We start from the raw sequence: 21,928 nt of genomic DNA, 5'->3' as shown, positions 1-21,928 counted from the left end.
GTTGCTCACATGCGGCGCCGGGTGGGCCAGGGGAGACTGGCGAACCCGCGCGGGTCGTTGCTGCCGACTGCGCCGGCAGCGGTGACTGCGCCAACGGGGAACCCGTTGGCGTCGCATCCGTCTGGGAGCGGGAGGACCTGACCGCGATCGTTGCTGCCGAGGATGTCGCGCCACATCTTCGCTGCACGGCATCGTTCGGAGTCGAGTGCTTGGCGGCCTTGCTCGGCGAGTCGGTTCAGCCCGTCGGCGGCGGCGCTCCACTGCCAGGCGTCGAGGTCGGGCTTCATCGGCGTGCCGAGTACCGGGTCGGGCAGGCCATCCTCGGCGCACTTCTCGAACCGCTTGGCGACCTGTTCCATGGTGGACGTCAGCAGTTCGGCCCAGGTCGTGCCGGTGACGAGTTGGTCCTTCCAGGCGTAGTAGGCGGCGACCTCGGTGAACAGGCCGCCGGGTCGCTCCTTGCCGAAGTGGACGTGGCGGACCTGGCGGAGGAGTCGGACGACGGGCCGATAGGCGTTGCTGGTGCCCACGGTCGGGCTCCAGGTCGCGATGGCGAGTGCATCGGTGTCGTCTGCGAACTTGACCGGGTTGGTCTTGATCCAGCGCTTCTCCTCGCTGTTCCACTGGTCACGGTCGCGGTTAGGGATTCCCCAGTGTTCGCCCCACGGGACGGCGGGGACGGCGTCGATGGAGAAGGAGTTGTCGCTCAGGTCGTCGTCGGGATCCGGGAAGTCGATCTTGAGAGATCTGGCCTGGCGTGTGATGCGGCCGTCGATGTCGCGGTCCTTGAGGCCGTACTCCGCGACGAGGACGCGCTCGACGGCGTTGTAAACCTTCTCGGGGCTGTGGCGGACGGAGAGGTTCTTGAAGCGGAGAAAGACGTCGACGTCCTTGCCCGGGTAGCGGGCGGTCTGTCGGGCGTAGGAGCCGATCAGGATGGAGTCGATGCCCCATGAGCACAGTTCCGGGTCGGCTTCGAGCAGCGCACGGACCTCGGAATGTGCTGCGATGGCGCGGTCACGCTTGACGCCACTGATGGTGACGTTGCGGACTGCCTGGTCGAACTCGTTGTCTAGCGTCTCCACTGGTTCCATCCTCTGACACTCACCTGATTCGGTGCCACTGACCGTACGCGGCACCACCGACAATCTGGACCTGGCTCTCGACTCGCGACACCCGTGGCGCGCTCCGGCGTGTCACCGCCGTCCTTCGCGAACAGGTTGGTAGCACTGCTGCGGCGCAGCAGCACAGCGCTGCGGCTCGGCACTCCAGGCACCGCGTTTCGCATCCGGCGCGGGGAAGAGCCCGAGTACACGACGCTGTCCCGCCGCACCTTTCAGGACGAACCGCCCGGATCGCCATTCTGTGGATTTCGGGCGGCGTGTCTCCACCCCCGAGCGCTGTGCGGGCCCGGGGGTTAACGGTGAATGGCTGCGTGTCTCGGTCCAGGCATTCGGGTTGGCCGCTGGGCGTCGTCGCGGAAATTCTGGCAGGCGAAGCGCAACCCGCTCGCGGGTCGCCATGTCGGTGGTCAGTGCGACGGCCTGTGGAAGGCGCTCGGTCAGCGCGAGGGCTTCGGCCTCCGCGCCAGCAAATTCGGCGCCGGTCGCGGTGTGACGCACCGCGACGATCAGATCCCCGGCGAACTCGGGAGCGGCGCCTCAGGGCAGGGCCGGGGCCAGAGGCCGGAGAGCTGGGCATACGACGACTCGACACCAGGTCAAGCTCGGACCGGCCGTCGCTGGACGGTGGCTGGTGGTGCGCAGTATTGAGGACTACTGGCGGATAGCTCGGATTGATGGAGCCGAGCCGCCGGGGCGAGCTGAGGTAGATCAGTTGGTGGCTGCTGTGACCTTGTCTTTGTGCTCAGAGAGCCAGTCGCGGAAGGTCTGGAGTTGGGGGTTGAGTTCGCGGACCAGGTTGAGGTCGCGGTCGCCGGTGAAGCGGGTTGAGTCTTCGGCGTAGTACTGGAACATCTTCGTCGGCATGTACTTGATCCAGCGGCGTGTGATCGGGTTTGGTCGGACCCGCTGGGTATGGCTTGTCGGGTGTTCCCTGTCAGGTCCTGCGTTTGGCGCTCGGAGGGTTTGAGATCTGAAGTATCTGGCGATCTGTCCGATTGGCAGGTCTCAACAAAGTCCGAGCATTGATGAGCAGAGACGGCAAATGACTGGTGTGGAGGGGCAGTTCGAGGCGTCGGCTGGTTGGCCATGACGCGAGCGGCTGTTGCCGAAAGCTTGTATGTCCGGACGTTGACCAAGCATGGACTCCGAACGATCGCGTGAGCGGCGAGCCAGAGTGCCGGCCGATGATCTGCCTGTGGAGGTGCGGGTTCCGGATGAGCCTCCGGTGGTTTATCCACAGGCGGCGCGTGTTCTGTGTCGGATTGTTGTACGACTGGCGAAGATGGAGCGTTCGGCGGAGGACGCTGGCGGTGATGAGGAGGCATCTTGAGCGGCGATGGGGCGTGGGCGACTCTGGATGAGCTGTTGGGGATGGAGGCGTTGGCGGTTCAGGGTGCTGCGGGTGGGGGTGTGGGGCGGCTGGCGTTTTATGGGCGGTGTTCGACTGAGGACAATCAGGATCCGGCGACGTCGAAGGCGTGGCAGGTGGGGGAGGCGGCTCGGTTTGTTGGGCCGTTGGGTGGGGAGATCGTCGAGGAGTTCTTCGACATCGGTCAGTCTCGGTCGTTGCCGTGGGAGCGGCGGGATGAAGCGAATCGGGTGTTGCAGGCGCTGAAGGATCCTGGGCGTGGGTGGGACGGGTTGGTGGTGGGTGAGGCGACTCGGTGCTGGTTCGGGAATCAGTTCAGCCTGACCTGGCCGAAGTTCGAGCGGTATGGGGTGTCGCTGTGGATACCGAGTCTTGGAGGGCGGTTCGACTCGGAGAACACGGTGCACGACATGGCGATGACGATCACTGGTGGGTTGTCGAAGTCTGAGCGTCAGCATGTTCAGCGGCGGGTTCGGGCGGCGATGGCTGCGCAGGTGCGGATTGATGGTCGGTATCAGGGTGGGCGGCCGCCCTACGGGTATCTGGTGGTGGACGGCGGGCCGCATCCGCATCCGCGGAAGGCGCAGGAGGGGCAGCGGCTGCGGCATCTGGTGATCGATGACGAGGCGGCGCCGATCGTTCAGCGGATCTTTGAGGTGTACCTGGCGGGGTGGGGGACGAAGGCGATTGTCGAGCAGCTCAACCGAGAAGGCGTCCCCTGTCCGTCTGCGCATGCGCCTGGGCAGAACAGTCATCGGCGGATGGATGGTTGGCAGCACTCGACTGTGGTGGCGATCCTCGCCAATCCGCGGTACACGGGGTACGCGATCTACGGGCGGTGGCAGAAGGTCGAAGAGCTCCTTGACCCGGATGATGTGGCGGCCGGCTATGTGGTGAAGTTCCGGCGGTCGCCGCAGGCGAAGATCGTGCGGTCTCGGGATCCTGCGCATCCGGTGATCGTGTCCGTGGAGATGTTCACTGCCGTACAGCTAGAGCAGCGAAAGCGACGCGCGCGGGGAAAGTCGAGCTGGTCGTCGCACCCTCGACGCCGGATCTCCAGCAAGCGGGTTTACGCGCTGGGGAGCAGGATCAGTTGCGGGATCTGTGAGCGAAAGATGGAGGGGGCGGCCAGGCGCGGGGACACGATCTACTACCGGTGCAACGCACGGACCCTGCTTCCGGAGACGGCGACCGCTTTGGCGCACCCATTGCAGGTCTACCTTCGTGAGGATCGTGTCACGACCGCAATCAACCGGTGGATCGGTCAGCTGTTCGGTCCACTGAATCGCCGGGTGATGGTCGACACTCTGTTCGAGGCGGACGACACCGTAGATCGGCACGAGGAGCGGCAGGCTCAGTTGCGTGACAGGGTCGCTGCTGCCCAAATCGTTATGGCCCGGATGCAGAAGGCGTTGGACGCGGGGTGGGATCCGGCTGAGCTGCGCGAGAAGTACAACGCTGCGGCGGCGGAGAAGCATGCGGCTGAGGCGGCTCTACGCCGATCTCCTCGCGAGGCGGTGCTTACCCGCTCCGAGTTGGAGGCGTACGTCGATCAGCTCGGCGATATTGGGCTGGCTCTCGGAAGAGCTGAAGCGGAGGAGCGACGTCAGCTGTATGAATCGCTGCGGCTGTCGCTGGTCTACCACCACGCGGACCAGATAGTCGACGTGGAGATCGACCCGTTGGCCGATCGTGTGGATAAGTTGCGTGTCCGAGGGGGGACTTGAACCCCCACGCCCCGTAAAGGGCACTAGCACCTCAAGCTAGCGCGTCTGCCTATTCCGCCACCCGGACGAGTGGTCTGCGCCGCCGGAGCGGTGCTGACCGGAGAACAGTAGCAAAGAACATGGGGGGAATTCACATCGGGTGGCTGGGGGTGTTCGATGGGGGTGATTCGATGTTCAAGGAGAGGGGTGGGGGCGGTGGCGGAGGTTGATCTGGCAGCGATCGAGGCGGAGCGGGAGAGGCTTCGGGGGGTGTATCTGAGAGGTGGGGAGGGGTCGACGGCGCGGGGGTTGCATCACACTGCGTTGCTGTGCCGGGATGTGGAGGCGACGATCAGGTTTTATCAGGGGGTGTTGGGGTTTCCGTTGACGGAGATCGTGGGGAACCGGGACTACGAGGGGTCGAACCACTTCTTCTTCGATATCGGGAACGGGAACTTGCTGGCGTTCTTCGACTTTCCGGGGCTGGAGCTGGGGCCGTACGCCGAGGTGCTGGGTGGGCTGCATCACTTGGCGATCTCGGTTGAGCCGGCCAACTGGCAGGTCCTCAAAGGCAACCTGGATGAGGCGGGGGTGGAGTATCTGGAGGAGAGCGGTACTTCGATTTACTTCAGAGATCCTGACGGGGCTCGGATCGAGTTGATTTCGGATCCATTGGGGGAGATGTACGGGCTCAGCGTGCTCTGACCATGGGGGTGGGAGAGGATGGGGCGCATGACTACGCCGACTGGAGACGACCGTTCGTACGCGCCGGAGGCGGAGGTGGTGGACCTCTGTTCCGAGCTGATCCGGTTCGATACGACGAACTACGGGAACGGGAAGAGCAACGGGGAGCGGGACGCCGCGGAGTACGTGGCGGCGAAGCTGGACGAGGTCGGGATCGAGTCGACGATCTACGAGTCCGAGCCGGGCCGGGCGACGCTGGTGGCGCACTGGGAGGGTGAGGACCAGTCGGCGGATCCGTTGCTCGTGCACGGGCACCTGGACGTCGTACCGGCTGATCCGAAGGATTGGAAGGTCGATCCGTTCGCGGGGGAGATCTTCGACGGGTGCGTGTGGGGGCGGGGCGCGGTCGACATGAAGGACTTCGACGCGATGGTGCTGTCGGTCGTACGGGCGCGGCAGCGAGCCGGGGTGAAGCCGCGCCGGCCGGTCCGGTTGGTGTTCACGGCTGATGAGGAGGCGGGCGGCCTGTACGGCGCTCAGTGGCTGATCAACAATCACCCGGAGACCGTGGCGGACTGTACCGAGGGGATCGGCGAGGTCGGCGGGTTCTCGCTGACCATCAAGGACGATCTGCGGCTGTACCTGATCGAGACGGCCGAGAAGGGCATGAACTGGATGCGCCTGAAGGCTCGCGGTACGGCGGGTCACGGGTCGATGGTGAACAACGACAACGCGGTCACCAACCTTGTCGAGGCGGTGACGCGGATCGGCAATCACGAGTGGCCGCTGCGGCTGACGCCGACGGTGAAGGAGTTCCTGAAGTCGCTCGAGGACGTGCTCGGGACCGAGCTCGATCCCGAGGACATGACGACGACGCTGGCGAAGTTGGGGAGCTTCAGCCGGATGTTCGGGGCGACGATCCGCAACACGGCGAACCCGACGATGCTGAGCGCCGGCTACAAGGTGAATGTGATCCCCGGCGACGCGGAGGCGCATGTCGACGGGCGGTTCCTGCCGGGGTACGAGGACGAGTTCTTCGCGACGATCGACGAGCTGCTCGGCGACAAGGTGCAGCGCGAGACGGTGATCGAGGACATCGCGCTGGAGACGGAGTTCAGCGGTGGGCTGGTCGAGGCGATGAAGGCGTGCCTGGCGGCCGAGGATCCGCAGAGCCGGACCGCGCCGCTGCTGATGTCGGGTGGTACGGATGCGAAGTCGTGGAGCCGGCTGGGCGTGCGGTGCTTCGGCTTCGTGCCGCTGCAGTTGCCGCCGGATCTGGACTTCATGGGCATGTTCCACGGCATCGACGAGCGCGTGCCCACCAGCTCACTGGAGTTCGGCTCCCGAGTCCTCGACCGCTTCTTCAACGAGGCCTGAGCGCTAGCCTCGCCAGGAGAACTGCGGGTCGTAGCCGAGGACGCGGCGGGCCTTGTCGATGGAGAGGAGGGTTTCGTTGGGGGCGAAGGGCTTCTTGACCGGTACGCCGGGGAAGACTTCGGCGAGCAGCTCCTCGTTGGGGCGCGTCATCACCGTGTCCGCGTTGGCGATGATGAAGACGTCCGTGCCGGTCGTGTCGAGTTCGAGCGCCCGGCGTACTGCTTGCGCGCCGTCGCGGGCGTCGATGTAGCTCCAGAGATTCCATTTGCGCAGCCGCGCGTCGGCGTCGAAGGACGGGAAGTTGGCGTAGTCCTCCGGATACATCACGTTGGAGAACCGCAGGCCGAGCAGCTTGAGGTCGGGATGCCAGCGGCACAGTTGCCGCGCCAGCTCCTCCTCGAGCGTCTTGACCAGCGAATACGTGCTGTTCGGCCGTGGCGGGTAGTCCTCGTCGACCGGCACGTACGGCGGGTCCTCGTCGAACGGCAGCCCGAGGACGGTCTCACTCGACGCCCAGACGATGTTCCGTACGCCGGCCCGCAGAGCAGCCGAGAACACGTTGTACGTCACGGTGATGTTGTTGTGGAAGGTCGCGGCGTTCGCCCGCAGCCCTGGGGCCGGGATCGCCGCAAGATGCACCAGCGCGTCGACACCATCATGCCGGTCGTCGATGCCGGCGACAGCTTCGTAGGCCTGGCCGAAGTCGGTCAGGTCCACCTGCGTCGAGGTGATCCCGGACCGGGCGGGCGGAGCCTGGTCCAGGGCGACTACGTCCCAGCCGTGGTCCTGCAGGTGATCGACCACGGCCTTGCCCAGCTTGCCGCTGCTCCCGGTGACTGCTACCCGTGGCATCGCGGGCCTCTGACCGGCTGCCAAGTCGTAGATGTACGCATTCTCAGATCATTACATTCGCATCAGACCCGCGCAGCGCCGTCTCAGAGGCTGAAGCCGCCGGAGACGTCGAGGTTCTGGGCGGTGGTCCAGGCCAGGTCGTCGGAGAGTAGGGCGGCGATGGCTTTGCCCAGGTCGGAGGGTTCGCCAAGGCGGCCTAGGGCGGTGCGGGCTACCAGGCCGGGGATGACTTCGGGGTACTTCTCGAAGCCGTCGTCGCCTAGGCGGGTTCGGGTCGGACCGGGAGTGATGGAGTTGACGCGGATGCCGCGAGGAGCGAGCTCACCAGCGAGGTAGCGGGTCAGGACCAGGAGGGCGCCCTTGAGGGAGGCGTAGACCGAGTAGCCGGGCTCCACGTTGGCGGATTCCAAGGCTGAGCCGCTGGAGATGTTGAGGATGGCGCCGTTGTCGGCGAGCAGGGGGAGCAGGGTCTGGGTGAGGAAGAACGGGCCCTTCAACAGCACGTCCGACAGGCGGTCGAAGAACTCCTCGGTGGTGTCTTCGAAGTGGGCGCTGGCGCCGATGCCGGCGTTGTTGACCAGGAAGTCGAAGGACGAGGTGTTGAAGGTCGTCTTCAAGGCGCCGGCCACTGCGTCCCGGAATTCCCCGAAGGTCGAGCTGTCCCCGAGATTCAGGGGAAGGGCGACGGCGGTGCCGCCGAGGCTCTCGATCTCGGCGACGGTGTCGAGTGCGCCTTGCTTGTTCCTGCCGTAGGTGAGGATGACGCCGTCACCACGACGGGCGATCTCGACGGCCGCGCTACTACCGATCCCGGAGCTTCCCCCGGTGACTATTGCTACTCGCATGAGTTGTCTCCCTTAGTGGTTGGTTGCTCCAGTCAACCAACCGCGGCGCAAAAGGTGTTAGGGCAATAGTCCGGACTCCTTGCACGATCCTGCCTAGTTGCGGCGGGCGGGGGTCAGGTGGAGCGCTTCCCGTAGCGCTGGGAGGAGGGCGATCAGCCGGGGTAATGGGGTGGTTCCGGTCACCAAGGTCAACGTCAACCGGTGCTTGAAGGGGGCGGGGACGAGTTGTTCGCCAGGGTGGAGTTCGTGGGCGAGGGCGCTGCGGGGGACCAGGGCCAGTTGCGAGCGTCGGCGGGCCATGGCGACGGTGGTGCCCAGGGTGACGCCGCGGCGGGCCTTGGCGCCGAGGGCGATCAGGCGGGCGCAGATCTGGTCGCTGCTGCGGTCGTAGGTCGAGAACGCGATGGAGCGCTCTCTCAGCGGCTGTTTGCCGCCGCGCGGGAGCTCGACGCCGCGGGGGACGAAGAGCACCAGTTCGTCGTGGCCGACCGGGCGGGTGACGGTGCCGTGCGGGAGGTCCATCTGGTCGGCGATCGCGATGAACGCGGCGTCCATGGTGCCCTCGGCAACGAGTTCGACGAGGTACCGGCCGTGGTCGACCTGCTGGTTGATGTCGTCGTCGGGGAGTTCGGCGTCGAGTACCGGGAACAGGATCGGGGCGAGGCTGACGAAGGTGCCGATCACCAGGCGCGGCCCGGCAGCGGCGGCGCGGGCGGCGTCGTACAGCTCGGACAGGTGGCCGAGGATGTGTTCGGCCCGGCGGGCGAGCTCGGCGCCGGCCGGGGTCGGACGGGCGCCGCGGGTGTCGCGGACGAAGAGCTGGGTCTCGCAGGTGCGTTCGAGGCGGGCCAGGCGCTGCGAAGCGGACGGTTGGGAGATGCGGAGTTCGCGGGCCGCAGTACCGACTGATCCGGTGCGGCTGATGGTGAGGACGAGTTCGAGATCCTCGACCGATGGTGATGAGGCCATAGGGACAGGCTATGGCCGGTGGGTAGTTGCCGCTAGCTACCGAGTTGCCGAGAACGGATCGAAGATCGAAGAGTGAAAGCTCGTCGGGACGCCTTGTTCCTGTTGCTGGGCAGCGGTACTGCGGATCTGGCGCTGAGATTCACCCAGGTCGCGTTGCCGCTGATCGTCTTGAAAGAGACTGGTTCGGTCGCCGCGACCGGGCTGGTGGGCGGTGCTGCCGGGATCCCGATGTTGCTGTCGCCGTGGTGGGCTCGGCGGGCGCGGCAGTGGGTGGATTCCGGCAGTCGGCTCGCGGTTGTGGCGGCTGTTCAAGCGGTGGCGTTGGCGATCGTTCCAGGTGCTGTGGTGCTCGGGGTGCTGCATGCCGGCGTACTGGTCGTCAGTGGATTGCTGCTGGGGTTGGGGGATGCGCTGGGGAGTCCGGGGCGGAGTGCGTTGCTGGCTGACACCGGGGATCGGTGGGGGCCGGACAAGGCGGTGATGTTGCTGACCTGGCAGGACGGGATGCGGCGGGTCGGCATGTTGGTCGGGCCGCCGCTCGGTGCTGCGGCGGTGGCTGTCGGGATGCTGGACGGGTTGTTGTGGATCGAGGCCGGCGCGGTGTTGCTGGCGGGGGCGTTGGCCATCGGAGTCGTGGGGGAGCGCTCTCCGGAGGCGGAGGCGGTGCCGTCGATCAGGGGGAGTCTGAAGGGTCGGCCGGAGGTGCTGTACGGGTGGATCATGCGGGGGACCGGGGCGTTGATGTGGTTCGCGTTCACGTTGGGGTTGTCGGTGATCGGGGCGGAGCGCGGGCGGCCGGGGGTGTATCTGGCGGCGGGGATGTCCGGTTACGGCGTGGGCGCGCTGCTGGGGACGAGTGTTTCGCTGCTGATCGTGAGGCGGGTTCCGCCGATGGTGCTGGCGACGATCGCGTGGGCGACGATGGGGCTGGCGTGGGTCGGGATGGGGATGTGGACGACGCCGGCTGCGGTGGCGGGATTCGGGGCGCTGTCCGGGGTGACGGTGGTGCTGGGGATCGCGGCGATCTCGATCGTGATCACCAGGTCGTCGGGCGGGGCCGAGCGGCGGGCGCTGCTGTCGGGGCAGTCGGTGATCGTGAACGCCGGCAGTTCGGCGGGGCTGCTGATCGGAGGTCCGGTGATCGCGGCGATCGGCGCCGAGTACACGCTGATCTGGTCCGGCCTGCTGACCTGCACGGTCGCGTTCGGCGTACTGGCCGTCAGCCGGCGGCGAGCTGTGGTGGAAAGAAATCGGGCTGCAATGACAGACGGGGACTGCGAGACTTCACAGCATGTCCGAGATCGTGATCACGACCCTTGCCGAGCGGCCGGAGTATCGGCCTGAGCTGAAGGATTTCAGCGGCGGCTGGCCGAAGTTCATGCAGCAGGATCCGACGGGGAATGCTTTGATGGGGCGGATCTCCGAGTTGTTCCCGCAGCATCTGCTAGTGGCGACCGATGGCGGGGAGCTGGTCGCGTTGGGGCGGAGTATTCCGTTCGTCTTCCCGGATGAGGAACGGACGGCGCTTCCGGCCGGTGGGTGGGACACGGCGCTGTTGTGGGGCGTGGCCGATCACCGCAACGGCCGTACGCCGAACGCGGCGAGCGCATTGGAGATCTCGATCCGGGCCAGCCACCTCGGCCGCGGGCTGTCGCACGAGATGCTCGCGACGATGCGCCGGACCGTGCAGGCGATGGGGTTCAAGACTCTCTACGCGCCGGTCCGCCCGAACGGGAAGCAGGATCCGCGCCAGCCGATGACGGAGTACATCCAGCAGGTGCGGGAGGACGGGTTGCCGGTCGATCCGTGGCTGCGGGTGCATGTGAAGGCGGGCGGCAAGATCATCGAGGTCGCTCCGGCATCGATGGTGATCGCGAGCTCGCTGGACAACTGGCGCGATTGGACCGGTCTGCCGTTCGACGAGACGGGCGAGGTGATCGTGCCGAAGGCGCTGGTCCCGGTGCAGTGCAACGTCGAGCACGGCTACGCGGCGTACGTCGAACCCAATGTCTGGGTCCAGCACGATCTCTGAGTACCCCAATTAGTTGGGGTACTCAGCCGTGGCTTGCCGCCGGACGATCGGTGCCATGACACAGACACAGCTCACTCAGACTGAGCAGAACAAGATCACCGTCCGGGATTTCATCGACGGTCTGTTCACCCAAGGGGACCTGGGCGCGGTCGACACCTACCTCGCCGAGGACTTCATCAACCACGATCCGCCGTTCGGGGTCTCGGCCGACCGGGAGGGCATGCGCGCCGCCGGGGTGATGATGCGCGCCGGTTTTCCCGACTGGCACAGCGAGTTGCACCAGCTGACCGCCGAGGACGACATCGTGGTGGAGCGGTTCACCGCCAGCGGTACGCAGCGGGGTGAGGTGATGGGCGTCGCGCCGACGGGCCGGACCGTCAGTCTGCCGGGGATCAACATCTTCCGCCTGCGCGACGGCCGCATCGTCGAGCGCTGGGGGCGTCTGGACGACCTCGGTCTGCTCCGGCAACTCGGTCTCGCCCCGGCGTAGCATCGAAGTCATGGCCGCGGTGGCGGACCGTTTGGATGTGCTGATCCGGCGCTGTTATGCGGGCCTGGGGACCGACGAGTTGCGGGCCGAGGTGCTCGGCCGGCTGCACGGCATCCTCACCGTCGACGCGGCCTTCTTCGCCACCGTGGATCCCGCCACCCTCCTGTTCACCTCGGCAACGGCTGATGATCCGCTCCGAGCCGTGACGGGAGAGTTCCTGGCCAACGAGTACGGCAGGTCGGACGTCAACAAGTTCGCTGCGCTGGCGGAGGCCGCCGATCCGGTCGATTCGCTGGATCACGCGACCCGCGGTGACAGGTCGGCGAGCTCACGATCGGTCGAGGTGATGACGCCGCTGGGCCTCGGCGACGAGCTCCGCGCCGCACTGGTCTCAGCAGGCCGGTGCTGGGGCGTCATCTGCCTCCATCGGGAGAACTCCGAGTTCGGGTTCAGTGAGCGCGACCTCACCGTCGTGCGCAGACTCGGTCCGCACCTGGGTGAGGGGCTGCGCCGCAGCCTGCTGATCGGCCGGCAGACCCAGGCCGAACCGGTCGGTCCCGGGGTGATTGTCCTGGACTCCGAACTCGCCATCGTCTCGATCAGCCCTGAGGCCGAACACTGGCTGGCCGAACTGGACGATCGTCAGGATGAGTTGCCGGTGGCAGTCAGATCGGCGGCCGTGCAACTTCGGCGGCTGAACGAGTCGCCTGCCGAGGGACTGAGGCTGAGGACCCGTTCCGGCACCTGGCTCGCAGTGCACGCGTCGACCCTGCGGGGCGCTGAGGAACAGACGGTTGTGGTCATCGAGGCGGCGACGGCAGCTCAGCTCGGCTCGCTGCTACTCGACGTCCACGCTCTCACTCCGGCGCAGCAGCGCGTGACGGAATTGGTACTCCGGGGTCGTTCCACCCGGCAGATCGTCGAGGAACTCCATCTGTCGCCGCACACGGTCCAGGAGCACGTGCGCGCGACCTTCGACAAGGTGGGCGTCGGCAGCCGCCGCGAACTGATCGCAGCCCTCCTCGGAGAGCACTAGAGCTCGGAGAGCACTAGAGCTCGGAGAACACTAGAGCGTGCGCATCACCTTGATGATGCGGCGGCGGAGCCAGACGCGCCGGGTGCCGTCCGGGTAGCGTCGCAGCCTGGCCAGCTCCCAGCCGCCGTACTCGGCGTGCTCGGTCAGCAGCCGGCGGACCGCGCCGCGCGACTCGGTCCGGGACACCTCGAACTGCTGCAGCTCGTATTCGGCCATCCACACCTCCGCAACTTCCTCACGAAACGTCCTCCAGCGCCGCCGCGATGGCCGGCGGCAAGGTGAGCTCTTCCACCCCCAGCACCGACTTGAGCTGCATCGCTGTCCGCGCTCCGACGATCGCCGCCGTCACGCCCGGCCGGTCCCGCACCCAGGTGAGCGCCACCTCGAGCGGACTCCAGCCGAGCCCGTCGGCTGCCCGGGCCACCGCTTCAACGATGCCCGAACCTCGGCCGTCGAGGTAGGGGTCGACGAATCTGGACAGATGCTGAGACGCCGCCCGCGAGTCCGCCGGGATGCCGGTCCGGTACTTCCCAGTCAACACACCGCGCCCAAGCGGCGACCAGGCCAGTACGCCGATGCCCAGGCCGCCGGCGGCGCGAATGGCGTCCGCCTCGGCGTCCCGGGCCAGCAGCGAGTACTCCACCTGGTTGGAGACCGGTACGGCGCGCCCCGGCCACGCCTGCTGCCAGGTGACCGCCCGGGCCGACTTCCAGCCCGCGTAGTTCGAGACACCGACATACCGGACCTTGCCGGAGCTCACCGCGTGGTCCAGGGCCGACAGCGTCTCCTCGAGCGGCACGTCGTCCGACCAGGTGTGCAGCTGCCACAAGTCGATGTAGTCGACATTCAGCCGGCGCAGGGAGCCTTCCAGGTCGCGCAGCAACGCGCCGCGCGAGGTGTCGGTGATCCGCTCGCCCCGGCGTACGGAAAAGCCGGCCTTGGTCGCGATCACCAGGTCGTCGCGCTCGACCACGTCGCCGAGCAGGGAGCCGATCAGCCGCTCGCTGTCACCGTCGCCGTACGCCGCGGCGGTGTCGACCAGGGTGCCACCAGCAGCGACGAACGCGGCCAACTGCTCACGAGCCTCGTGCTCGTCGGTGTCGCGGCCCCAGGACATCGTGCCGAGGCCCAACCTGCTCACGGCGAGGCCACTGTGACCTAGATAGCGCTGCTGCATGTGCCGAGCCTATTGCGGCGCGCCGACAACGGCTCGTTAGGCTCGCCTGTCATGCGACTCGGACTCAACATCGGCTTCGTCCTCGGTGGCGACGACCATCTGGATCATCTCAAGCTGGTGAAGGAGGCCGAAGCGCTCGGATTCTCGGTCACCTGGGCCGCTGAGGCCTACGGCTCGGACGCGGCGACGCTGCTGTCCTGGATCGCCGGGCAGACCTCGACCATCGACGTCGGCGCGGCGGTCTTCCAGATCCCGGCCCGTACGCCGGCGATGACCGCGATGACCGCGGCGACCCTCGACCGGCTCTCCGGCGGCCGGTTCCGGCTGGGCCTCGGCGTGTCCGGCCCGCAGGTGTCCGAGGGGTGGCACGGTGTGCGGTTTGCTCAGCCGTTGCTCAGGACACGTGAGTACGTTGCCATTGTGAACTCCGCCCTCCGCCGCGAGACGGTCGCCTTCGAGGGCAAGTACTTCACGCTGCCGCTGCCCGACGGACCGGGCAAGGCGCTCAAGCTGTCGATCCGGCCGGTCCGGGACCACGTCCCGATCTACCTGGCCGCGGTCGGACCGAAGAACCTCGAGCTGGCCGGTGAGATCGCCGACGGCTGGCTCGGCATCCTGAACGATCCGGCGTACCTGGGAGAGCAGTTGAACCACATCAAGGCCGGCCGCGACAAGGCCGGCCTCACCCTGGAGGGCTTCGACACGGTGGCCTCGGTGCCGGTGATGGTCGGCGACGACCTGGCCGCCGCCGCGGACCCGATCCGCGGCTACACCGCCCTCTACATCGGTGGCATGGGCAGCCGGGAGAAGAACTTCTACAACGCGCTCGCGGTCCGGATGGGCTACGCCGACGAGGCCAAGGAGATCCAGGACCTGTTCCTGGCCAAGAAGCACCGCGAGGCGATGGCCGCCGTACCGCAGCAGTTCATCGACTCGGTCTCGCTGCTCGGGCAGAAGGAGCGGATCGCGGACAAGCTCACGGCGTACGCCGAAGCCGGCGTGACCACGGTCGCGATGACCCCGTTCGCGTCGACCGTGGAGGAGCGGATCGCCGCCGTCCGCACGGTCGCCGAGGCCCTCGACCACGCCGGGATCGGTGACTGACACCCCATGTCCATCTGGGACGCCATCATCCTCGGCATCGTCGAGGGGCTCACCGAATTCCTGCCCGTCTCCTCGACGGGCCATCTCACCATCGCCTCGAAGCTGCTCGGGCAGCAGATCGACGACCCGGCGATCACCGCGTTCACCGCGGTGATCCAGTTCGGCGCGATCGCGGCGGTCGTGCTGTTCATGTGGAAAGACATCAGCCGGTACGCCGTCGCGTGGTTCCGCGGGCTGCGCAACCCCGAGCACCGGGGTGAGTTCGACCACCGGATGGGCTGGTTCGTGATCGTCGGCTCGCTGCCGATCTGTGTCGTCGGGTTCCTCGCGAAGGACATCATCTCGGGGCCGCTGCGGAGCCTGTGGTGGGTCGCGGGATCGCTGATCGCCTGGTCGTTCGCGATGGTCGCGGCGGAGCGGCTGAGCAGCAAGTCTCGGCCGCTGACGCGGATCACGTTGATCGACTCGATCGTGATGGGTCTGATTCAGTGCCTCGCGCTGATTCCTGGGGTGTCGCGGTCCGGTGCGACGATCACGGCCGGGTTGTTCCGTGGGCTGGATCGGGTCGCGGCGACGCGGATGGCGTTCCTGCTGGGCATTCCTGCGCTGGTGGGTGCGGCCGTGTTCGAGTTGAAGGACGCGCTGAGTGGTGATGTCGGGATCGGGCCGGTGCTGGTCGGGACGATCGTCAGCTTCATCGTCGGCTATGCGTCGGTGGCCTGGCTGATCCGGTTCGTCGCCAAACACAGCACCGAGGTGTTCGCGTTCTACCGGGTGCTGCTCGGCATCGTCATCCTGATGCTGCTGGCGACGAGCACGATCACGGCCACTTAGAGCCAGCCGGCGCGGCGGAAGAACGCGTACATGGTGGCGCAGATGACGAGCATGAGGACTATGACGCCGTAATAGCCCCAGTGGATGGCCAGTTCGGGCATGTGGCGGAAGTTCATGCCGTAGATGCCGGCGATCGCCGTGGGGGCGGCGGCGATCGCGACCCACGCGGAGATTTTTCGCATGTCGTCGTTCTGCTGGACCGAGACGCGCGCCAGGTGCGCGTTCAGCGCCGAGCTGAGCAGGGTGTCGAGGGCCTCGGTCTGGTCCGACACCCGGATCACGTGGTCGGCGACGTCGCGGAAGAACGGCGCGGCCTCGCGGCTGATCAGCGGGACGGCGGCGTGCGCGAACGACTCCATCGGCTCGTGCAGCGGGATGATCGCGCGGAGCATCTCCAGCACCTCGCGTTTGAGGGTGTAGATGCGTTCGGCGTCGCTGGTGCGTTCGGGGGAGAAGACCGAGGTCTCGATCTCGTCCACGTCCACCTCGACGGCTTCGGCGACCTCCTCGTAGCCGTCGACGATGGTGTCGCAGATCGCCCAGAGCACCGCGGCGGGGCCGTGGCCGAGGACGGAGGCGCGTTCCTCGAGCTCGGCCCGGGCGGTGGTCAGCGGGGCGCCCTCGCCGTGCCGGACCGTGACGACGTACCGGGGACCGATGAAGACGGTGACCTGGCCGGTCTCGACCGCGTCGCCGGCCTCGGCGTACCAGAGGGTGCGCAGGATGACGACGAGCGCATCGCCGTACCGGTCGACCTTGGGCCGCTGGTGGGTCTCCAGGGCGTCCTCGACGGCGAGTTTGTGCAGGCCGAACAGCTCCTGGACCCGGGTCATCTCGGCCTCGGACGGCTCGTACAGGCCGATCCAGCCGAAGCACTCGGTGTCGTCGCCGATCGCCTGCGCGACGGTCTCCGGTTCCTTGGCGAGATCCCGCCGTACGCCGTCCGCGTACACCCCACAGTCGACGATCACCTCCGCATTCTCGCACCAGAGTTTGTGCTGACCGGATAACGTGCGGCTATGCCCACGGTGATTCTGGTTCGGCACGGCCGGAGTATTGCGAACACGTCAGGCGTCCTCGCCGGGCGGACGCCAGGGGTGAAACTCGACGAGGCCGGGCTGCAGCAGGCGGCCGCCGTCGGTGAGCGGCTGGCCGCGTTGCCGCTGGCCGCGATCGTCACCTCGCCGCTGGACCGGTGCAAGCAGACCGCCGCGGCGATCGCGAAGCATCACGAGTTGCGTCCGGCAACGGACCGGCGGCTGACCGAGTGCGGGTACGGCGACTGGACCGGCAAGAAGATCAGCGAGCTGGCGAAGGATCCGCTCTGGGCGGTCGTGCAGCAGCACCCGTCCGCGGTGACGTTCCCGGGCGGCGAGTCGATGCGCGGGATGCAACAGCGCGCGGTCGACGCGGTCCGGGCGCATGACGCGGCGCTGGCCGCGAGTCATGGTCCGCAGGCGATATGGGTTGCGGTCTCGCACGGCGACGTGATCAAGTCGATCGTGGCGGACGCGCTCGGGCAGCACCTGGACACGTTCCAGCGGATCGTGGTCGACACCGCGTCGACGACGATCATCACCTACACCGCGACCCGCCCGTTCCTGGTCCGGCTGAACGACTCCGGCAGCGAGCTCGCGTCGCTGATTCCCAAGCCGGAGCCCAAGAAGCGGAGTGCCAAAAAGTCCGCAGTACAGTCCTCGGACGCCGTGGTCGGCGGACGCTAGATAGGGTCAGAGGTATGGCGCGCGTAGTGCATTCGTATGACGATCCGGACCGGTTCGTCGCCGGCACCGTCGGTGAACCCGGTGCCCGGACCTTCTTCCTGCAGGCCCGGGCCGGGACCCGGATGACGTCGGTGGCCTGTGAGAAGGAACAGGTGATGGCGCTCGCGGAGCGACTCGACGTGATGCTGGACGAGGTGGCCCGGCGGTTCGACCGGGACCCGGTCACGCCGGTCGGGGCCGACGACACCGATCCGCTGGAGCAGCCGATCGAGGAGGAGTTCCGGGCCGGCACGATGACGCTGGCCTGGGAGGCCGACGCCGAGAAGGTCGTGATCGAGGTGTTCGCGGTGGTGGCCGTCGACCCGGCCGAGGAGGAGCCCGACCCGGTCGCGGCGGCGCTGGAGTCCGACGACGCCGAGGTGTTCATCGTCCGGATCAGCGAGGAGCAGGCCCGGGCGTTCGCCCGCCGAGCGGTCGCGCTGGTGGCATCAGGGCGGCCCACCTGCCCGTTCTGCGGCCGGCCGATCGATCCGGAGGGACACATCTGCCCACGGGCCAACGGATACCGCAGGCATTTGCCGGAATGACCGATCTCGACCTGCTCCGCAGCGGGGAACTGGCGCTGCACGGACGGCTGGTGGCGGCCTCCAACGGTACCTTCCAGGCATCGGTGAGCCTTGGCGGCGACTCCGCGACGGTGGTCTACAAACCGGTCCAGGGCGAGCGGCCGCTCTGGGACTTCCCGGACGGGACCCTGGCGCAGCGCGAGTACGCGGCGTACGTCGTATCGGAGGCGCTCGGCTGGAACGTCGTACCGCCGACCCTGTTGCGGGACGGGCCGCTCGGCGAAGGCATGGTGCAGCTGTGGATCGACGAGGTCGAGCGCGGACCGGGTGAGACCGAGCTGGTCGACATCGTCCCGCAAGGCCGGGTGCCGAAGGGCTGGGTCGGCGTACTGGATGCGCTGGACGGCCGGCACAACCCGGTGACGCTGGTGCACGCGGAGGTCGACGCGTTGCGGCGGATGGCGGTGTTCGATGCCATCGTCAACAATGCCGATCGCAAGGGCGGGCACGTGCTCGATCCTGGCGACGGGCGGGTGTTCGGGGTCGACCATGGCGTTACGTTCAACGCGGACGACAAGCTGCGGACGGTGCTGTGGGGATGGGCCGGGGAGCCGGTGCCTGACGAGTTGCTGGACGACGTACGGAAGCTGGCTGATCAGCTTGCGGGGAAGCTTGGGCAGGACCTGCTCTCGTTGATCACCTCGGTCGAGTTGACGGCGACTCGCGAGCGTTGTGCGGGGTTGCTGAAGACCGGGTTGTTCCCGCTGCCGAGTGACGACTGGCCGGCGATTCCCTGGCCTGCGTTCTAGGGCTCCACAGTGGTTCGGTCGAGGCGGCCGTACTGGTCGAAGGTGGCGGTGATGGTGGAGCCGTCGGGAGCCTTGCCGGACAAGGTGTCCGGCGATTCGGCGTACGGGATCTTGAAGTGTTTGAGGTACCCGCGGACGACTCGGCGATGGTCTTGCGGGAAGGCGCTGACCGCGGCCGCCAGGAGGCGTGGCGTGGCGATCGGGTCGAAGGTGGCGGTCGGGAGCCGGCTGTCGTCGACGTGCAGGTAGACGGCGCCCTTGCCCTCGTTGATCGCCGTCGACCAGGTGCCGTGCCCGCCGAGGACCACGCCGGCGGCGATGGCGAGCGTGGTGGCCGCCTGGTGCGGCGCCGGGAAGCCCCACAGCTCGGGCTCGCCGGTGGTGAATTCTCCGATCCCGTACTGCGTGCCGAAGTCGCGGATCCGCAGCGTCGGTGCGATCGCCCGGTCGGTCTGCTCGAAGCTCGGGTTCGCCCAGCCCCACAACCAGGTCTGCGTGACGTGCGAGAAGCTGCCGAGCAGCGAGACGCCGTCCAGTACGCCGTCCGCGCCGGTCAGCGTCCGTTGCTCGAGGTCGGCCCAACGATCGCCAGGACCGAGGGTGGTGTTGAACAGGTCCTGCTGCTGGATCGCTGCAGCGGCCACGGTGGCACCGAACTTCAGGAACGGGCCACTGAATTCGTTGGGCGTATTCATCGCGGCGGAGAGTAGCCGATCGGTGGGTCGGGCCGGTACACCGATCCACCGAATGGAACCGGATCACGGCCGGAATTCGCTGACTGGATAGGCTCCGTCCCATGCAGGCGTGGACGAAACCAGAAATCCCGGTCGTACCCGGGCCGGCCCGGCGTCTTCGCCTCTACGACACCGCTTCCGGCGGGCTGGTCGAGGTGCCACCGGCGGCGGGCGAGACCGCTCGGATGTACGTGTGCGGCATCACGCCGTACGACGCGACGCACATGGGACACGCTGCGACGTACGTCACCTTCGACCTGATCAACCGGTTGTGGCGCGATGCCGGTCATGAGGTGCACTACACGCAGAACATCACCGACATCGACGACCCGTTGCTCGAGCGCGCGGCCGCGACCGGGGTGGACTGGAAAGACCTGGCGCTGTCGGAGATCCAGCTCTTCCGCGACGACATGACTGCGCTGCGAGTGATCCCGCCGCAGGACTACGTCGGCGTCGTCGAGTCGATCGATCTGGTGACGAGCGCGGTCGAGGATCTGCAGCGAGCAGGTGCGGTGTATTCGGTCGATGAGGATTTGTACTTCGCGGTGAAGGCCGATCCGCGGTTCGGTGAGGTCTCCGGGTACGACGTCGAGACGATGCGGGCGCTGTTTGCCGAGCGCGGCGGCGATCCGGATCGTGAGGGTAAGCGGGATCCCTTGGACAGCCTGTTGTGGCGGGCCGAGCGGCCGGGGGAGCCGTCCTGGGAGTCGCCGTTCGGACCGGGTCGGCCTGGGTGGCATGTGGAGTGCTCCGCGATCGCGTTGAAGCACCTCGGGATGACGTTCGACGTACAGGGTGGTGGGAGCGATCTGATCTTCCCGCACCACGAGATGTCGGCGAGTGGTGCGCAGGTGGCGACGGGGGAGCACCCGTTCGCCCGTGCGTACGTGCACCAGGCGATGGTCGGCCTGGACGGCGAGAAGATGTCCAAGTCCAAGGGCAACCTCGTCCTCGTCTCCAAGGAGCGCCTGGGCGGCACCGACCCGATGGCGATCCGTCTGGTGTTGCTGGCTCACCACTACCGCACCGACTGGTTCTGGACAGCATCGGATCTGGCCGAGGCGCAGGAGCGGTTGGATGTCTGGCGCGGAGCGATCAGCCGGGGCTCCGGTCCGGACGGGGCCGCGGTCGTCGATGCTCTACGGGCAGCGTTGACCAACGACCTCGACACGACGGCTGCCCTCGCAGCAGTCGATCAATGGGCAGACTCGAACGGCGACGACACCTCGGCGTCGTCCCTGGTCGCCCAGGCAGTCGACGCCCTCCTGGGCATCAAGCTGTAACGGTGGCTCGCACCCGAGTCCGCACGATCGAGGTCGACGGCACCGGCTACCACTGGGCGGTCCGTCGCGTCGACCCTGGCCACGTGGCGGTCCGGATCTGGCAGACCGGTGCACCCCTGGAAGTGCAGGTGGACTTCGACGATCCATGGCTCAGCTACGGCCCCATCATCACCGCACCCCGCGACAAGGTCGCCGACATCTTCGCCCTCACCCCGATCACCTCAGAACTGACAGCCCGCCTAGTCCGCCTAGCCCTAGCCGCAGGCTGGCAACCAGAAACCCCCGGCGCCCCCACCCGCTTCACCCTCAACCGAACCCAGCACGACCTCACCCCGACCCAGCACCGCCAGTAGCGAGACCGACCGGTACGCCGTACGCCGGCATCCCCACGTTTGTTGAGCGCTTGATGTACCGACCGACATGTAGTGCACCCCGAGACGCCGTACACGCGCCGCCGTCTCACGCTCAGCTGCACTAGTTGCCCCCGGCTACCTCCTGTCCCTCGGCACACCACCTCACGCCTCTCTGCGCGTAGCCGCCCGTTTCGCCCGCTTCCACCCCGAACCGAACAACCCCGGACCCGGCGACGGTGAAAGGTCGGGCTGTTGGTGTGCTTCACCCCTCCTGTTGTGGTTACCCACTGGTGCGCCGATGGGGGAACCCCACCAAGAGGAGTTAAGCCCCCTGATCGCGAGGGTTTCCGGCTCGGCGGCCTTGCTGGCCGGCGAACCTCACACAGCTCCGCGGAGGTCCGGGCACCGTCTGGAGGGCTCGGGCAAGTTCTCGGGGGTCCGTGCACCGTCTGGAGGGCTCGGGCAAGTTCTCGGGGGTCCGTGCACCGTCTGGAGGGCTCGGGCAAGTTCTCGGGGGTCCGTGCACCATCTGGGGGCCTCGGGCAAGTTGTCGGGGGTCCTGGACAAGTTGTCGGGGGTTCACGTCAGGTTATGGCGTGACCTGGCCCCCGAGTTGGTGTCCGAACTGCTCGGATGGTGATCGAGGTGCCGGTGACTTGGCGAGGAATCCTGGGGTGTCTGGCTGGTGCGTGGGTGCTGGCTGCTTTGAGTGAACTGGATCTGTGGTCACTCGGGTCAGCGGCTCCGGGATAGCTGCGTCTTTCCCTGGTCGGGGTGGTGGGTGTCAAGGGTCTTTGATCCCGCAGGGACGCCGAAGGCGCCCTTGATACCCACCACCCCGACTAGAACAATCAAGCAGC

Annotated in this window: 23 protein-coding genes, 1 tRNA gene and 2 pseudogenes; 15 read left to right on the top strand and 11 right to left on the bottom strand. The window is 67.2% G+C overall.

From position 1 onward, the window contains the following. Positions 1 to 5: 5 nt before the first annotated feature. Positions 6 to 1,085, bottom strand: a complete 1,080-nt coding sequence (locus tag ABZ004_RS29660; protein WP_355684367.1) for a nucleotidyltransferase — start codon at positions 1,083 to 1,085, stop codon at positions 6 to 8. Positions 1,086 to 1,427: 342 nt separating this feature from the next. Here ABZ004_RS29660 and ABZ004_RS29655 point away from each other — a divergent pair, with 342 nt between their 5' ends. Further along, entirely contained in the window at positions 1,428 to 1,772 is a 345-nt protein-coding gene (locus tag ABZ004_RS29655) for a hypothetical protein (RefSeq protein WP_355684366.1), read from the top strand. A 60-nt stretch (positions 1,773 to 1,832) separates the two neighbouring features. Here the strand turns inward: ABZ004_RS29655 and ABZ004_RS29650 are convergent, their stop codons facing one another. Beyond that, on the bottom strand, positions 1,833 to 1,988 hold the full coding sequence (locus tag ABZ004_RS29650) for a hypothetical protein (protein ID WP_355684365.1): 156 nt from the start codon (positions 1,986 to 1,988) through the stop codon (positions 1,833 to 1,835). 507 nt (positions 1,989 to 2,495) lie between these two features. Here ABZ004_RS29650 and ABZ004_RS29645 point away from each other — a divergent pair. Next, a pseudogene (locus tag ABZ004_RS29645) lies at positions 2,496 to 3,488 on the top strand (recombinase family protein); the annotation flags it as partial. 8 nt (positions 3,489 to 3,496) lie between these two features. Here the strand turns inward: ABZ004_RS29645 and ABZ004_RS29640 are convergent. Beyond that, positions 3,497 to 3,556, bottom strand: a pseudogene (locus ABZ004_RS29640) (hypothetical protein); the annotation flags it as partial. Between the two features lie 645 nt (positions 3,557 to 4,201). Next, positions 4,202 to 4,287: transfer RNA gene (locus tag ABZ004_RS29635), tRNA-Leu, on the bottom strand. Between the two features lie 128 nt (positions 4,288 to 4,415). Between ABZ004_RS29635 and ABZ004_RS29630 the strand changes: the two genes are divergently transcribed. Further along, positions 4,416 to 4,904: a VOC family protein gene (locus ABZ004_RS29630; RefSeq protein WP_355684364.1), complete on the top strand. Its 489-nt coding sequence runs from the start codon at positions 4,416 to 4,418 to the stop codon at positions 4,902 to 4,904. A 27-nt stretch (positions 4,905 to 4,931) separates the two neighbouring features. Beyond that, on the top strand, positions 4,932 to 6,260 hold the full coding sequence (locus ABZ004_RS29625) for a M20/M25/M40 family metallo-hydrolase (RefSeq protein ID WP_355684363.1): 1,329 nt from the start codon (positions 4,932 to 4,934) through the stop codon (positions 6,258 to 6,260). Positions 6,261 to 6,263: 3 nt separating this feature from the next. Here the strand turns inward: ABZ004_RS29625 and ABZ004_RS29620 are convergent, their stop codons facing one another. The 3 genes from ABZ004_RS29620 to ABZ004_RS29610 all read right to left on the bottom strand — a co-directional run bounded on the left by ABZ004_RS29620 (position 6,264) and on the right by ABZ004_RS29610 (position 8,926). After that, a complete protein-coding gene (locus ABZ004_RS29620; protein WP_355684362.1) occupies positions 6,264 to 7,112 on the bottom strand; it encodes an NAD(P)-dependent oxidoreductase in 849 nt (282 codons plus the stop codon). Between the two features lie 83 nt (positions 7,113 to 7,195). Further along, positions 7,196 to 7,957: an SDR family oxidoreductase gene (locus ABZ004_RS29615; protein ID WP_355684361.1), complete on the bottom strand. Its 762-nt coding sequence runs from the start codon at positions 7,955 to 7,957 to the stop codon at positions 7,196 to 7,198. A gap of 93 nt (positions 7,958 to 8,050) precedes the next feature. Next, a complete protein-coding gene (locus tag ABZ004_RS29610) occupies positions 8,051 to 8,926 on the bottom strand; it encodes a LysR family transcriptional regulator (RefSeq protein WP_355684360.1) in 876 nt (291 codons plus the stop codon). A gap of 72 nt (positions 8,927 to 8,998) precedes the next feature. Here ABZ004_RS29610 and ABZ004_RS29605 point away from each other — a divergent pair, with 72 nt between their 5' ends. Genes ABZ004_RS29605 through ABZ004_RS29590 form a run of 4 tightly spaced genes read left to right on the top strand, consistent with a single transcriptional unit; the run spans position 8,999 to position 12,484 of the window. Then, a complete protein-coding gene (locus tag ABZ004_RS29605) occupies positions 8,999 to 10,270 on the top strand; it encodes an MFS transporter (RefSeq protein WP_355684359.1) in 1,272 nt (423 codons plus the stop codon). After that, complete coding sequence (locus ABZ004_RS29600; protein ID WP_355684358.1) at positions 10,218 to 10,958, top strand: N-acetyltransferase; 741 nt, start codon at positions 10,218 to 10,220, stop codon at positions 10,956 to 10,958. Before ABZ004_RS29605 ends, ABZ004_RS29600 begins: the two co-directional genes overlap by 53 nt. Positions 10,959 to 11,013: 55 nt before the next feature. Beyond that, positions 11,014 to 11,448 (top strand): ester cyclase, encoded by a 435-nt coding sequence (locus ABZ004_RS29595; protein WP_355684357.1) that lies wholly within the window; start codon positions 11,014 to 11,016, stop codon positions 11,446 to 11,448. Positions 11,449 to 11,458: 10 nt separating this feature from the next. Continuing rightward, positions 11,459 to 12,484, top strand: a complete 1,026-nt coding sequence (locus ABZ004_RS29590) for a LuxR C-terminal-related transcriptional regulator (protein ID WP_355684356.1) — start codon at positions 11,459 to 11,461, stop codon at positions 12,482 to 12,484. A 30-nt stretch (positions 12,485 to 12,514) separates the two neighbouring features. Here ABZ004_RS29590 and ABZ004_RS29585 read toward each other — a convergent pair whose 3' ends face one another. Beyond that, on the bottom strand, positions 12,515 to 12,700 hold the full coding sequence (locus tag ABZ004_RS29585; RefSeq protein WP_077014804.1) for a DUF5703 family protein: 186 nt from the start codon (positions 12,698 to 12,700) through the stop codon (positions 12,515 to 12,517). A gap of 19 nt (positions 12,701 to 12,719) precedes the next feature. Beyond that, complete coding sequence (locus tag ABZ004_RS29580; RefSeq protein ID WP_355684355.1) at positions 12,720 to 13,661, bottom strand: aldo/keto reductase; 942 nt, start codon at positions 13,659 to 13,661, stop codon at positions 12,720 to 12,722. A 51-nt stretch (positions 13,662 to 13,712) separates the two neighbouring features. Between ABZ004_RS29580 and ABZ004_RS29575 the strand changes: the two genes are divergently transcribed. Together ABZ004_RS29575 and ABZ004_RS29570 are read left to right on the top strand one after the other, a co-directional pair. Further along, entirely contained in the window at positions 13,713 to 14,765 is a 1,053-nt protein-coding gene (locus tag ABZ004_RS29575) for an LLM class F420-dependent oxidoreductase (RefSeq protein WP_355684354.1), read from the top strand. 6 nt (positions 14,766 to 14,771) lie between these two features. Next, entirely contained in the window at positions 14,772 to 15,599 is an 828-nt protein-coding gene (locus ABZ004_RS29570; RefSeq protein ID WP_355684353.1) for an undecaprenyl-diphosphate phosphatase, read from the top strand. Here the strand turns inward: ABZ004_RS29570 and corA are convergent. Continuing rightward, a complete protein-coding gene (gene corA / locus ABZ004_RS29565) occupies positions 15,596 to 16,570 on the bottom strand; it encodes a magnesium/cobalt transporter CorA (protein ID WP_355684352.1) in 975 nt (324 codons plus the stop codon). The genes ABZ004_RS29570 and corA overlap by 4 nt on opposite strands. Positions 16,571 to 16,618: 48 nt before the next feature. Between corA and ABZ004_RS29560 the strand changes: the two genes are divergently transcribed. Genes ABZ004_RS29560 through ABZ004_RS29550 form a run of 3 tightly spaced genes read left to right on the top strand, consistent with a single transcriptional unit; the run spans position 16,619 to position 18,698 of the window. Further along, on the top strand, positions 16,619 to 17,323 hold the full coding sequence (locus tag ABZ004_RS29560; protein WP_355684351.1) for a histidine phosphatase family protein: 705 nt from the start codon (positions 16,619 to 16,621) through the stop codon (positions 17,321 to 17,323). 14 nt (positions 17,324 to 17,337) lie between these two features. Next, complete coding sequence (locus ABZ004_RS29555) at positions 17,338 to 17,910, top strand: DUF3090 domain-containing protein (protein WP_355684350.1); 573 nt, start codon at positions 17,338 to 17,340, stop codon at positions 17,908 to 17,910. Then, positions 17,907 to 18,698, top strand: coding sequence for an SCO1664 family protein (locus tag ABZ004_RS29550; RefSeq protein ID WP_355684349.1), 792 nt, complete (start codon positions 17,907 to 17,909; stop codon positions 18,696 to 18,698). The genes ABZ004_RS29555 and ABZ004_RS29550 overlap by 4 nt, the downstream gene beginning before the upstream one ends. Here the strand turns inward: ABZ004_RS29550 and ABZ004_RS29545 are convergent. After that, complete coding sequence (locus ABZ004_RS29545) at positions 18,695 to 19,393, bottom strand: DUF6882 domain-containing protein (protein ID WP_355684348.1); 699 nt, start codon at positions 19,391 to 19,393, stop codon at positions 18,695 to 18,697. The genes ABZ004_RS29550 and ABZ004_RS29545 overlap by 4 nt on opposite strands. Positions 19,394 to 19,494: 101 nt before the next feature. Between ABZ004_RS29545 and mshC the strand changes: the two genes are divergently transcribed. Both mshC and ABZ004_RS29535 read left to right on the top strand, forming a co-directional pair. Then, positions 19,495 to 20,715: a cysteine--1-D-myo-inosityl 2-amino-2-deoxy-alpha-D-glucopyranoside ligase gene (gene mshC, locus ABZ004_RS29540; protein ID WP_355684347.1), complete on the top strand. Its 1,221-nt coding sequence runs from the start codon at positions 19,495 to 19,497 to the stop codon at positions 20,713 to 20,715. Positions 20,716 to 20,717: 2 nt separating this feature from the next. Next, positions 20,718 to 21,068, top strand: coding sequence for a hypothetical protein (locus tag ABZ004_RS29535; RefSeq protein ID WP_355684346.1), 351 nt, complete (start codon positions 20,718 to 20,720; stop codon positions 21,066 to 21,068). Positions 21,069 to 21,928 lie beyond the last annotated feature (860 nt).

Source organism: Kribbella sp. NPDC006257 (genome assembly GCF_040613535.1).
Lineage (GTDB): Bacteria > Actinomycetota > Actinomycetes > Propionibacteriales > Kribbellaceae > Kribbella.
The sequence above is the reverse complement of the archived record's forward strand: the minus strand, read 5'-3'. Positions and strand labels throughout refer to the sequence as shown.